Origin of the sequence: Planctomyces sp. SH-PL62, assembly GCF_001610895.1 — a bacterium.
Lineage (GTDB): Bacteria > Planctomycetota > Planctomycetia > Isosphaerales > Isosphaeraceae > Paludisphaera.
The window spans coordinates 1,959,619-1,972,293 of record NZ_CP011273.1; the positions used below are offsets into that span (position 1 = coordinate 1,959,619).

The following is a 12,675-nucleotide window of genomic DNA, read 5'->3' on the forward strand; positions in this document are numbered from 1 at the left end:
CGGCGCTTGGATCGGAGGGTGGGCTGGGAGCCTCCTTTCGTCAGGCTCGCCCGGGTCCGGTCGCGGTCCCTCCCAGGATACCTTGGCTCCGAAAGGCGCATCAGGGGCGCGAAAAGCGATCGAAGCCCCGCGACGACCGACGCGGGGCTTCGAGGGGATCGGGATTGGAGTGAGCCGGCCGGGCTTCGTTCAGGCCAGGCGTTCGATCGGCAGGGAGTGGCGGGCGAGGAACTCGTCGGCCTCGTGGCGGCGGAAGACGCCGGGGGTGGCACCGACCTCGCGGACGCAGCTCGCGCCGACGGCGCTGGCGAGGGTCAGGCAGTCCAGCTCGGATTTCCCTTCGAGCAGCCCGACGATGTAGCCGGCGTTGAAGGCGTCGCCGCCGCCGGTGCCGTCGACGAAGGTGACGGGGAAGGAGCCGAGGCGGACCTCGTTCTCTTCCGAGATCGAGACCAGGCCGCGGTCGCCCATCGTCACCACCACGCGGCGGGCGCCCATCTCGCGGAAGGCGCGGGCCTGGCGGATCGGGTCGGTCTCGCCCAGGATCAGGGCCGCCTCGTCGGTGTTGGGGACGAAGACGTCGGTGAAGGGGAGGACCTTGCGGAGCGGCTCGACGTAATCTCCCGGGCCGGGAGTGACGACGTCGAGGATCGTGTGGCCGCCGGCCTTCTGGACGCGGTCGAGGCGCAGGGCCAGCCCCTCGCCGTCGAGCTGGGGGACGATCAGGAAGTAGCCGATGTGCAGGACGCGGGGGGGGACGGCGATGGCGTCGTCCATGTCGGCGGGGACGTAGCCCCGGTTGGCGCCCAGGGTGTGGATGAACCGTCGGTCCTCGCCCTGGACGTTGACGATGAGCGTCTGGCTGGTCTCGCGCTCGGGGTCGACCTTGATGTCGCCGGTGCCGACGCCGCCGGATTCGAGCGACTCGACGATGAACCGGCCGAAGGCGTCGTCGCCGATCCGGGCGGAGACCGAGACCGGCACGCCCAGCCGACCGAGCGCCATGCTCGTGTTGGCTGCGCCGCCGCCGATGTTCAGATAGAGCTGGTCGACCGCGATCAGCTCGCCGGGCTTCGGCATGTGCGAGATCGGCGGCGTGAGGTGGTCTACCAGGACCATCCCGGCGGAGACGACGGGGGGGCGGGGCGCGGGGGCGGCGGACGTCGACACGGCTGGAGACCCCTGGGAAGGAGGGCGGAAAGTTGCGGCCCCTCGTCGGGAGGCGCGGGATACGTCGTCCTCCACGCCGCCGAGGGGCGTCGAGGGCGGTTCCACGATACCAGCCGAAGCGTCCGCCGCAAGGCGCGACCCGTCGCCCCGCGATCGTCGGAGGTCAGACCACGACTCGGCGGGCCGCCCCGGACCCGATCGGTTCGGCCAGGGCTCGGGCCACCGCCCCGGCAACCTTGGCGCCCCCACGGCCGGAAGGCTCGATGGGCGACAGGATCGAGAAATCCGACGCCTCGGTGCAGATCAGACGGAGGTCGATCACCGTCAGGCCGGCTCGGAACGCCTCGCGCAGGATGATCTCGTTGAACAGCCGCAGGCCCGTCCGGTCGCCGCGCTCGAGCCCCGGGATCGCGTCGTACACGGTGCAGACGGCGGTCGGCAGGCCGCGTGCGAGCACGCCTTCCAGCATGTCCCGATACGCTTGCTGGAACGCGTCGGCCGCCTCGGCCAGCCGATCCAGGGCCTCCGAGACGGAGGCCACGGGCACGCGACGGAGCAGGCCGGCATGGCTGAGCGCGTCATTGCCCCCGGCGCTCACGACGAGGTGGGAGGCGTCTTTCGGCAGGGTTTCGAGCTGCCGGGCGACGTCGGAGGCGATCGAGCCGTCGACGGCCCGCAGCGACGCCTCCCAGCCGTCGGGTAGCGTCCGACGCAGGTGGTCGAGGACCGAGGGGCCGTCGGGGACGTACCGGGCGTTGTCGAAGATCGAATCGCCGAGCAGGACGACGTGGGCCATCGCGACGCATCTCTCGGATCGTTGGGAGGCTCCCGGAGGGGGGCCGAAAAGGGAGGCTTCTCGCTGGGCCCGATTGCGTGTCAGGCTACTCTTGATCGTCGTGATCTTCATCAGGCTCCGCGAGTTCTCGCTCCCAGGGCGAATCCGGCCGGGGACGCCACGCTTGCCAGCCTGGAGGTAGGTCGGCCAGTTCGGCGAGGCGTGGATCCCTCTCCACCAAAGTCCGCAAGCTCACCAGCAGGCCGTCGGCCACCTCGAAGGGGCCGCCGGCGAGGAATTGCCAGGATCCGTCCTCGGCGTCGCGGCAGACGAGCAGGATGGGCTCGTCCTCGTGGATGATCTGCCGGACCGTAAGGGCGGCGACATTCGGCGGGTCCGGGAAGGGCCAGTCGTTCATCCGATGATCCCCCGGCCCCGCAGCCCTTGGCGTTTCGAGAGAAAACCTGCGTGCTCGTGGGTGCTTGACCGGCCCGCAGGTGCAAGCAGGCCATGTTCGCCCGAAGCCGCCATACCCTCAACGTACCGATCTCGTACTCGCCGTGCAAAGCCCTTGCCCGACCCGCGAGGGGGGGACGGCGGAAGGTCCAAAAAAAACCGCCTCGGCGGGGCGTCCCCGGCGAGGCGGCTTGAGGGGCGAAGGGTTCGCGAATCGGCGTCAGCTCGGGTTGTCGAGCGACGCCACGACCTCGTCGCCTTCCGGGGCCTTGGCGGCCTCGGGCTCGACGTGGCCGGAGCGCTTGCCGATGAGCTGGGTGATCTCCGCCTCGGTGAGGACTTCCTTCTCGATGAGGGCCTCGGTCAGGCGTTCGAGTTCGTCGCGGTGTTGCTCCAGGAGGCCGTAGGCGTGTTCCTCGGCCTCGCGGAGGATCCGGGCGACTTCCTCGTCGATGATCTGCTGCATGTGCTCCGAGTGGTCGCGAGGCTCGGACATCTCGCGGCCCAGGAACGGGTTCTCCGAGCTGGACCGGAACGAGACCGGGCCGACGCGTTCGCTCATGCCCCACTGGGAGACCATCTTGCGGACGAGCCGGGTGGCCTGGTCCAGGTCCTGCGCGGCGCCGGTGCTGAGGTCGTCGTAGACCAGGCGTTCGGCGGCGCGGCCGCCCATCATCGTGTAGATGCGGGCCTTGATCTGGCTCTCGTTGTAGCTCACGCGGTCCTCCTCGGGGAGGAACTGGGTGACGCCCAGCGAGCGGCCTCGGGGGATGATGGTCACCTTGTGCACCGGGTCGGAGCGGGGGGTGAGCCAGCCGACGAGGGCGTGGCCGACCTCGTGGTAGGCGGTGGCCCGCTTGTCGCGGTCGGTGATGACCTCCTCGCGCTTGGCGCCGAGGATGACCTTGTCGAGCGCGGCTTCCAGGTCCTTGTCGTCGACGGCCGCCTTGTCCTCGCGGGTGGCGAGCAGGGCGGCCTCGTTGACGAGGTTGGCCAGGTCGGCGCCGCTCATGCCCACGGTGTTCCGCGCGATCCGCTCCAGGTCGACGTCCTCGGCCAGGGGGACGTTGCGGGCGTGGACCTTGAGGATCTCCAGCCGGCCCTTCTTGGTCGGCAGGTCGACGGTGACGTGGCGGTCGAACCGGCCGGGGCGGAGCAGGGCGGGGTCGAGGACGTCGGGCCGGTTGGTGGCGGCCAGGACGATGACGCTCTCGCTGGGGGAAAACCCGTCCATCTCGGTGAGGATCTGGTTGAGGGTCTGCTCGCGCTCGTCATGCCCGCCGCCGAGGCCCGCGCCGCGGACCCGGCCGACGGCGTCGATCTCGTCGATGAACAGGATGCAGGGGGAGTTCTCCTTGGCCGTCTTGAACATGTCGCGGACGCGGCTGGCGCCCACGCCGACGAACATCTGGATGAACTCGGACCCCGAGATCGAGTAGAACGGCACGCCCGCCTCGCCGGCCACCGCGCGGCCCAGCAGGGTCTTGCCGGTGCCCGGAGGGCCGACCAGGAGCACCCCCTTGGGGATCCGCCCGCCGAGGCGCTGGAACTTCTCCGGGTTCTTGAGGAACTCGACGATCTCCTGGAGTTCGGCCTTGGCGTTCTCAAGCCCGGCGACCTCCTCGAAGGTCGTCCGCTGCTTGGACTTGTCGTGCCGCTTGGCGGGGCTCTTGACGAAGCTGCCGAGGATGCCGCCGTCGAACTGGTCGCGCGCCCGCCGCATCATCAGATAGATGAAGCCGAGGATCAGGAAGGTGGGGAGCAGGAGCATCAGCCAGACCACGCCGGTGGCCTGGTTCGCCGGGCTGGGCTCGATCCGCACCCGCTCGGCCGGGGTCTTCCCCCCCTTGCGGAGCTTCTCGACCACCGGCTGGATGGAGTCTTCCGACGGGAAGTAGGTGATGAACTTCCGGACCTCGACCGCCGTGGTCGACGTCGGGGAGGGCTGGTACTCTCGGGCCTCGCGCAGCTCCCCGCGCACCTCGGTCCCCATGAGCGAGACGGACTTGATGTTGTCCTGATCGACCTGGTCCAGAAACCAGGGATTGTAGACGACGGAGGTCTCCGGCTTGGGGATGAACTGCCAGAAGATAAAGGCGAATCCCCCGAGGAGAATCACCCAGAGCCAGGGGGGCGTCGGGGGCCCGCCGGCGCCGTTGGGCTTGCGCGCGGGCGGCGGCGACGGCCGGCGCGGGGGCTCCTGCTGCTGAGGTCGGTTCTCCATGCGGTCTCACTCTATTGAATCAAGGCGGCGCGAAGGATACTACCGGGGGACACCCGTCCCGACACGACCGATTCGGGCGCAGCGGGCGACGTCGACCGACGGGCACTTCTGGAATTGTAGCGAAGATCGGGCGAAAGGTCAGGGGGTAGCGGCGGCGGAGGCCGAGCCGAACGCGAAGGCCGAGCAGGGATGCCCCATGACGAGGTCCGAGAACGCCTTCCGGCCGAGGTCGTCGCCCGCGGCTCCGGCGGCGACCATCAGCGGGATCAGATGCTCCTCGCGGGGGTGGGAGAACCGGCCGCCGGGGGCGGTCGCCCAGGCGTCGAGCCGGCTCCGGCGCTCGTCGGCCGAGGGGGCCTCGACGGCCTCGGTCAGCCACGTGTCGAAGCGGGCCGAATCCTCCTCCCCGCCGCCTGCGAAGAACGCCCGGAGGTTGTGGAAGCTCATCCCGCTGCCGACGATCAGGACTCCCTCGTCGCGCAAAGGCGCGATCGCCGCGCCGACGCGGGCGTGGAGGTCGGGGTCGAGCGAGCGGTCCAGCGACAGCGCGACGACCGGCACGTCGGCGTCCGGGAACGCCACCTTCAGCGGGACGAAGACGCCGTGGTCGAACCCCCGATCGGGGTCGACGGCCGCCGGCAGGCCCGCCCCGGAAATCAACTCGACGACCCTCGCGGCGAGCGTCGGGTCGCCGGGCGCGGGGTAGGTCAGCTGATAGGTGTGGGGCGGGAATCCGGAGTAATCGTAGATCAGGTCCGGCCGCCTGCCGCCCGACGCGCGGAAGCCGGCCGTCTCCCAGTGGCCGGAGACGATCAGGATGGCCCGGGGACGGACGCCGACCCGCTCCGGGACGCTCCGCAGCCAGGCCGCCAGGCGGTCCCAGGTGTCGCGTGGTCCCATCGTCCAGTCCATGAAGAAACAGGGGCCGCCGCCGTGGGGGATGAACAGGACCGGCATCCGGGGGGCGGAGGTATCGGCGGCCATGGGCTGCGGCTCCTGCGGTTCGTCGGGGATGGCGGGCTGCGACAGGCGGGCCCGGCCCGACCGCTTCATTGTAGCGAGGGCGTCAAAGCGGGCGGCGGGGCCGTCGAATCGCGGGGGCTTGGCGTCGTCGTCGGGCCGGGGGGCGGGTACGATGGATGCGAGCCCGTGGTGCGACGGGCATCCTTCGGTCGGTTCGAGAGGTTGGGGAGGCGTCGTTGAGACCTGGACGTGACGGCCTGGAAGCGATCCTGCGCGATTGCGGCGTGGAACTGAAGTCGGAGCCGCTCGATGCGCTCTGGACTTACCACCAGATGCTCCGCGCGGCGAATCCGGCCCTGAATATGACGCGGATCCACAACTTCGAGAACATGGTCCTGAAGCACTACGTCGACAGCCTGCTGGTGCTGGACTTCGTCGACCTCTCCTCGCCCCTGATCGACATGGGGACGGGACCCGGGCTCCCCGGCGTGCCGCTGAAACTCGCCCGACCGGACGTCCACATGATCCTCTGCGAGCCCCGATCGGCCCGCGCCGAGTTCCTGCGGGAAGTCTGCGAACGGCTCGACTTGCAGGGGACGGAAGTCTATGCGCACAAGCTGGGGCCGGACTACCCCGGGCAGGTGAAGGGCGTCATCACCCGCGCGGTGGCGTCGATCCCGGAGACCTTCGAGCGGGTCGCCGCGTGCATCGAGCCCGGCGGCCGGATGATCTTCATGAAGGGGCCCGGCTGCGACCCCGAGATCGAGGAGGCCGGGCGCGACTGGAAGGCCCAGTTCCGGCTCAAAGCCGACCACGCCTACACGATCCCCGGCACCACCCACGACCGCCGCCTGGTCGTCTACGAGCGGACCGACGCCGACCCGCCCCTCTCCGCGAAGGATGCCCCGGCGCGTGCCGCGAGGGCCTTCGAAGGGGTCGTCCGCGAGATCACCAGCGAATCCAACGCCACGTTCCGCCAGCTTTCCGACCTGCTCACCGGCCGTGGCGTCCGCAAGCACGGCCAGGCGATCCTGTCGGGGCCGAGGATCACGGCCGAGGTCGCCGAGCGGTTCCCCGACCGCGTCGTCGGCTGGATCACCGACGCCGAAGGGGCGCCTCCGGCCGATTCCTCCTGGACCTGGCACCGCCTTTCCGGCCCCCTGTTCAAGACTCTGGACGTGGCCGGCACGCACGCCCCCCTCTTGCTGGTGGAGGCGCCCGGAATCGCGCCCTGGTCCGACGCCGAGCCCTGGCCCAAGGGCTGCAACTTGTTCGTGCCGTTCCAGGACCCGGAGAACGTCGGCGCGGTGATCCGCTCTGCGGCGGCGTTCGGCGTCGCTCGCGTCGTCCTGCTGCAAGAGGCCGCGCACCCGTTCCACCCCCGCGCCAGCCGCGCCGCGGGCCCGGCCCTGTTCCAGACCGAGCTGACGGCGGGGCCGTCGATCCGCGACCTGACCTCGACGACGCACCCCTTGATCGCTCTCGACGCGACCGGCGAGGAACTGGACGCCGAGCCGTTCCCGGAGACCTTCGGCCTGGTGGTGGGCGTCGAAGGCCCCGGCCTGCCCGAGTCCCTGCGTCGCGGCCCCAAACGCCGCATCCCGATCGCGGAGGGCGTCGAATCCCTCAACGCCGCCACGGCGACCGCCATCGCCCTCTACGCCTGGTCGCGACGGGCGCGAGGTTGAAGCCTGCGGGTCGCGCTCAGGCTTTGCGCGCCTCGTGGACGAGGTGGGGGAGTTCCGGGAGGATGATCTTCGTCATGGCCAGCTCGACGGCCGCGCGTGAGCCGGGCATGACGAGGAGGACCGTGCGGCCCATCAGCCCCCCCACGGCGCGGCTGAGAATGCAGGCGGGGCCGATCTCGGCGTAGCTGAGCATGCGGAACAGCTCGCCGAAGCCGGGCAAGGGCCTGGTCAGGAGGGCGGAGACGGTCTCGAACGTCCGGTCGCGCGGGCTGATCCCGGTGCCGCCGGTGACGAGGATCGCGTGGACGTCGGGCTCGCCGGGCCCCGGCCGCGACTGGGCCTCGAAGAAGGCGCGCTGGTCCTCGGGTTCGTCGGGGACGATCGCGCGGGCGATGATTCGGTGCCCGGCCGCCTCCGCCAGTTGCACGATCAGCGCGCCCGAGGAATCCGTGGCAGTCGTCCGCGTGTCCGACACGGTCAGCACGGCCAGGTTCAGCGAGGACGGCGCGTCGGCCCGATGCTCGGCGACGGACGGGCTGATGCTCATTGCGATCTTCCTTGATGCGTCCGGGCGGGTCGGTTCAGGCGAGGATCGGCCGGACGACCTGGCCGTGGACGTCGGTGAGGCGGAAGTCCCTGCCGGCGTAGCGATAGGTCAGCCGCTCGTGGTCAAAGCCGAGGAGGTGGAGGATCGTGGCGTGGAGGTCGTGCACGCTCACCGGGTCCTCGACGGCCTTGAAGCCGAACTCGTCGGTCGCGCCGTGGACCGTCCCCCCCTTGACGCCGCCGCCGGCCATCCAGACGGAGAATCCGTAGTGGTTGTGGTCGCGGCCGAGGGCGGCCTTGCCGCCGGCGTTCAACTCGACGGTCGGCGTCCGGCCGAACTCGCCCCCCCACACGACCAGGGTGTCCTCGAACATCCCGCGCTGCTTGAGGTCGGCGATCAGGGCGGCGATGGGCTGGTCGATGTCGTTGGCGTGGCTGCGGTGGTTGGTCGCGATGTCGGCGTGGTCGTCCCAGGGCTGGCCGGCGCCGTGCCAGAGCTGGACGTAGCGGACGCCGCGCTCCAGCAGACGGCGGGCGATGAGGGTCTGCCGGCCGTGGACGGTGTCGCCGTACATCTCGCGGACGTAGGGCGGCTCGCGGTTCACGTCGAAGGCGTCGGCGGCCTCCATCTGCATGCGGAAGGCGGTCTCGAACGACTGGATGCGGGCGTCGAGCCGGGGGTCGGGCCGCTGGCGGTGGTGCTCGGCGTCGAGGGTCTTGAGCAGGTCGAGCTGCCGGCGCTGGGCCTCGCGCGAGGCGTGCGGGCTGCGGACGTTCTCGATGAGCTTGTCGACGTCGCGGTGCTTGGGGTCGATGAACGTCCCCTGGTAGACGCCGGGGAGGAAGCCGGAGCCCCAGTTCTCGGCGTCCTTGATCGGGTAGCCGTTGGGGCACATGGCGATGAACCCGGGGAGGTTCTGATTCTCCGTCCCCAGGCCGTAGAGCACCCACGCCCCGACGCTCGGCCGCGCCATGACCGAGTCGCCGCAGTTCATGAGCATCAAGGAGGGCTCATGGTTCGGAACCTGCGCGACCATCGAGCGGATCACGGCGATGTCGTCGGCGTGCTCGGCCGTCCTGGCGAACAGCTCGGAGATTTCCAGGCCGCTCTCGCCGTACCGGCGGAACTTGAACGGCGAGGGGAACGCCGCGCCGGTCTTGCGCTCGGTCGTCAGGTTGATCGGGATCGGCTTGCCGTCGTATCGCGCGAGGGCCGGCTTGGGGTCGAAGGTGTCGACCTGGCTGGGGCCGCCGTTGAGGAAGAAGTGGATGACGCGCCTGGCCTTGCCGGGGAAGTGCGGCGCCTTCGAAGCCAGGAACCCGCCCGGCGCGGCGTCGGCGGCGAGCGCCCCGTCGTCGGACAGGACGCCCCCGAGCCCCAGCGCCCCGAGCCCCAGCGCGGAGCGCTGGAGGAGGGAGCGTCGGCTGAACAGCGGACCCTGGCGAAGTTCGTCACTCATCGGTGGTCTCCTCTCAATCGACGAAGGCGAACTCGTTGGACATCAGGAGGACCTGGGCCAGTTGCTCCCAGGGGCCGAGCTCACGGACGGCCTGGCGGGTGAAATCACGACTGGCGCTCCAGTCGGCGGTCGCCGTCGGGGGCTCGGCGCGGACGACGCGGATCGAGGGGGCCCAGAGGTGGTCGTCGCTGTTCAGGATGTCGCGGACGTCGACCACGAAGTCGATCGTATCGCCCGGCTCGACGGTCAGCGAAGGGACCGAGAAATCTTCGGAGCGGCCGTGGGCGGTGGCCGTCTTGATCACGCCCTGTCGGCCGTGGACGATCCAGCCCCGCACGCCGTCGCCCACCGTCTTCTCGTGGACCAACGTCGACGACACAGCGACCTCGCCGCGGATCGGCGAGGTCCAGCGCCGGAAGATCGAACGGGCGAGGTCGTCGCCGGGGTGGCCCCCTTCGGCGGTGATCCGGGCCCAGCCGAGTTTGGCGTCGGGCCAGGAAGGCCCGCCCCCCCAGCCTGCGCCGTCGAAGTGGGGCAGGGGGGTGAAAGCCTTCACGTTCGGCCCCGACGCGGGATCGACCGGGCCGTAGCCGTAGCTCCAGGCGAGCGTCTCGGGGGCCGGCGCGGGGGAGGCGTCGTCTGACGACGATGCGATGAAGGCGACGGCCGCGGCCCCCTGCTCGGGCGTTGGATCGCGCTGGTAGAGGCGACGGTAGAGCGCCCGCACGGCGGCCTCGGGGCCGTCCTTGGGCAGCTTCGCGGCGATAGCTCGGGCGCGGTCGGCGACGAACGGGTGGTTGAGGGCGAAGAGGGCCTGTTGGGCCACCGTGGTCTCGCTGCGGGTCGGCGTGTGGAGGTCCGGGTTCGCGAAGTCGAACGTCCGGAAGACCTCGGGGAGGAACTGGCGGTCGACCAGGCCGTAGAGCGTCCGGCGCCGGTTCGGCGGGCCGTCGAACAGCGCAGCGGCCCGGCCCCCCATTCGGTCTTCCAACTCGCCGGAGGCCGTCAGCAGGGAATCGCGGAACTCCTCGAAGGTGAGCCGGTGCGGGTTCGTCCGCCAGAGGAGCCGGTTCTCCGGATCCGTCAACTGGGCTCGCGCGAGGGACTCGGGGTCGGCGGGCCCGTCGGAGCGGCGACGGTAGGCGGATGAGACGAGGATCAGGCGATGGACGGCCTTGGTGCTCCAGCCTCGTTCGACGAGGCGGCTCGCCAGCCAGTCGAGCAGCTCGGGGTGGCTGGGGGGCTCGGCGCGGATGCCGAAGTCGCTGGGGGTGCGCACCAGGCCGGCACCGAAATGCCGCGCCCAGATCCGGTTCACCCAGACCCGAGCGGTCAGGGGGTTGGACGGGTCGACGATCGCCTTCGCAAGTTCGAGCCGTCCGCCCCCCTGCGTGAACGGCTTCGCATCCGGGCCGGCGACGACCTTGAGGAACCGCCGCGGGACCTGATCGCCGAGGGTCGCCGGATTGCCCCGGCGGAAGATGTGAGGCTCGGCGATCTCGTCGCGGTCGACCACCGCGACGGCGAACGGCGGGGCGGCGGGCCGGATCAACCAGCGGTCGACGTCGCCCTGAAGCTTCCACATCGCGTCGATCGTGCCGGTGTCGAAAAAGAACTCCGTGGAGACGATCGGCTCGTCGGGCACGACGCACGGGGAGTCGTCGGCGTGGAGGACTCGTCGGAGGGCCTCGGAATCGGCGTCGGGCAGGGCGGTCGCGCCGGGGGAAGCCTGGAGGGCCGCCCGCCACTCGGCGTCGACCTCGGCGAACAGCCGGGCGTAGCGTTCGGCGGCCTCGCGGATCGTCGCAGGGGGTGCGGCGAAGGCCGACGCGACGCGGGCGTTCAGCCCCACAGCGCCGGGACTGCTCAATTCGGCGAGGACGCCAGGGGCCTCGGCGGTGAAGTCGGCTTCGGGGATCGCGGCCAGGCGTCGCCAGGGGCGGAAGATCGGATCGTCGGCCTTGGCCCGGCCTGCCAGGAACGTCTCCCAGCGTCGGGCGAAGGCGGGCACGATGTCGTCCTTGCCGACGATCACGTCGAAGCCTTCCTGGGGGACGCTCGCCATGTCGAGCTGCACGAGGAGGTAGTCGGCGACCTTCCCCCGTGCCCGTTCCGAGGCCGTCGCACGGCTGGCGGCCATGCCGTCGCGGAGGGCGTCCCGACGCTTGTTCAGCTCGGCCTCGAACGCCTCGCGCTCCGCGCCCTCGAGCGACGGCTCGCCGATCCGCGCCAGCCGCTCGGTGCAGTTCATGAAGACGCCGTAGAGCGAGTAATAATCGGCGGTGGGGATCGGGTCGAACTTGTGGTCGTGACACCGCGAGCAGGCGACGGTCAGGCCCATCGTCCCCCGGGTGACGACGTCGATGCGGTCGTCGATCACGTCGCGGGCCACGCCGAGGAACCGCCGACCGACCGTCAGGAATCCCATGGCCGCGAGCGCGGGGTCGCCGTCGGACTCGGCCTGCTGGTCGGCCGCGATCTGCGCGACGAGGAAGCGGTCGTACGGCATGTCGTCGTTGAACGCCTTGACGACCCAATCGCGATACGCGGGCGCCTGGACCAGGAACCGCTCCTCGCGGGCGTAGACGTAGCCCTTCGTGTCCGAGTACCGCGCGACGTCCAGCCAGAGCCGCCCCCACTGCTCGCCGTACCGCTTCGAGGCCAGCAGGCGGTCGACGAGCTTTTCGTAGGCGTCGGGGTCGGGGTCGGCGGCGAACGCCTCGACCTCCTCGATCGTCGGCGGCAGGCCGGTCAGGTCGTAGGAGAGGCGGCGGATCAGGGTGCGGCGGTCGGCCTCGGGGGCCGTCGCGATCGACGCGGCGTCGAGCCCGGCCTGGATGAAGGCGTCGACCGGGGTGCGGACCCGGTCCGGGTCGGGGGCGGCCGGGACCGGCGGGTCGACGACGGGCTGGAACGCCCAGTGCCGCGCCCAGGTTTCCTGGCGGGTCGCCACGGCCGGCGATCCGGCCTCCGGCCAGGGCGCGCCGGCGGCGATCCAACGCTCCAGCGCGGCGATCGCCTCGGGGGGGAGCTTCCCCTTGGGGGGCATCTTGAGATCGCCCGTCTGCCGGACGGCCTCGATCAGCAGGCTCTCGCCGGGATCGCCGGGGACGACGGCCGGGCCGGTGTCGCCCCCTTCGATCAGCGCCGCGCGGGCGTCGAGCCGCAGGCTCCCCTTCTGCTTCTCGGGGCCGTGGCAAGACTGGCAGCGCTCGACCAGCAGGGGGCGGATCTCGGTCTCGAAGACGTCGTCCCCCCGGGCGGGGCTCGCGGTCAGGGCCAGTACGAGGCCCGCCCAGGCGAGGACCTTCAGCCGATCGGCGGTCATGGCTCGCCCTCTGAATCCTGAGGCGTCGGGTCGTCCATAGGTCATGTCCAAATTGTATTCAACAT

Annotated in this window: 9 protein-coding genes; 1 reads left to right on the forward strand and 8 read right to left on the reverse strand. The window is 70.8% G+C overall.

The genetic code is table 11. The features are described 5' to 3' along the window. Window positions 1–189 precede the first annotated feature (189 nt). The 5 genes from VT85_RS07515 to VT85_RS07535 all read right to left on the reverse strand — a co-directional run bounded on the left by VT85_RS07515 (window position 190) and on the right by VT85_RS07535 (window position 5,609). Complete coding sequence (locus VT85_RS07515; RefSeq protein ID WP_197491153.1) at window positions 190–1,170, reverse strand: carbohydrate kinase family protein; 981 nt, start codon at window positions 1,168–1,170, stop codon at window positions 190–192. Between the two features lie 163 nt (window positions 1,171–1,333). Next, the gene (locus VT85_RS07520) at window positions 1,334–1,966 is read right to left on the reverse strand and encodes an SGNH/GDSL hydrolase family protein (protein ID WP_068412792.1); all 633 of its coding nucleotides are present in this window, start codon (window positions 1,964–1,966) and stop codon (window positions 1,334–1,336) included. An 85-nt stretch (window positions 1,967–2,051) separates the two neighbouring features. Beyond that, a complete protein-coding gene (locus VT85_RS07525; RefSeq protein ID WP_068412794.1) occupies window positions 2,052–2,363 on the reverse strand; it encodes a hypothetical protein in 312 nt (103 codons plus the stop codon). Window positions 2,364–2,621: 258 nt separating this feature from the next. Beyond that, window positions 2,622–4,625, reverse strand: coding sequence for an ATP-dependent zinc metalloprotease FtsH (gene ftsH / locus VT85_RS07530; protein WP_068412799.1), 2,004 nt, complete (start codon window positions 4,623–4,625; stop codon window positions 2,622–2,624). Window positions 4,626–4,763: 138 nt separating this feature from the next. Then, a complete protein-coding gene (locus VT85_RS07535; protein ID WP_068421592.1) occupies window positions 4,764–5,609 on the reverse strand; it encodes a DODA-type extradiol aromatic ring-opening family dioxygenase in 846 nt (281 codons plus the stop codon). A gap of 215 nt (window positions 5,610–5,824) precedes the next feature. Here VT85_RS07535 and rsmG point away from each other — a divergent pair, with 215 nt between their 5' ends. After that, on the forward strand, window positions 5,825–7,276 hold the full coding sequence (rsmG, locus tag VT85_RS07540; RefSeq protein ID WP_068412802.1) for a 16S rRNA (guanine(527)-N(7))-methyltransferase RsmG: 1,452 nt from the start codon (window positions 5,825–5,827) through the stop codon (window positions 7,274–7,276). Between the two features lie 16 nt (window positions 7,277–7,292). Here the strand turns inward: rsmG and VT85_RS07545 are convergent, their stop codons facing one another. The 3 genes from VT85_RS07545 to VT85_RS07555 are packed head-to-tail and all read right to left on the reverse strand — an operon-like array spanning window position 7,293 to window position 12,610. Next, entirely contained in the window at window positions 7,293–7,823 is a 531-nt protein-coding gene (locus VT85_RS07545; RefSeq protein ID WP_197491154.1) for a molybdenum cofactor biosynthesis protein B, read from the reverse strand. Window positions 7,824–7,857: 34 nt separating this feature from the next. Next, a complete protein-coding gene (locus VT85_RS07550) occupies window positions 7,858–9,282 on the reverse strand; it encodes a DUF1501 domain-containing protein (RefSeq protein ID WP_068412804.1) in 1,425 nt (474 codons plus the stop codon). 13 nt (window positions 9,283–9,295) lie between these two features. Beyond that, window positions 9,296–12,610: a PSD1 and planctomycete cytochrome C domain-containing protein gene (locus tag VT85_RS07555; RefSeq protein WP_068412807.1), complete on the reverse strand. Its 3,315-nt coding sequence runs from the start codon at window positions 12,608–12,610 to the stop codon at window positions 9,296–9,298. Between the last annotated feature and the right edge of the window lie 65 nt (window positions 12,611–12,675).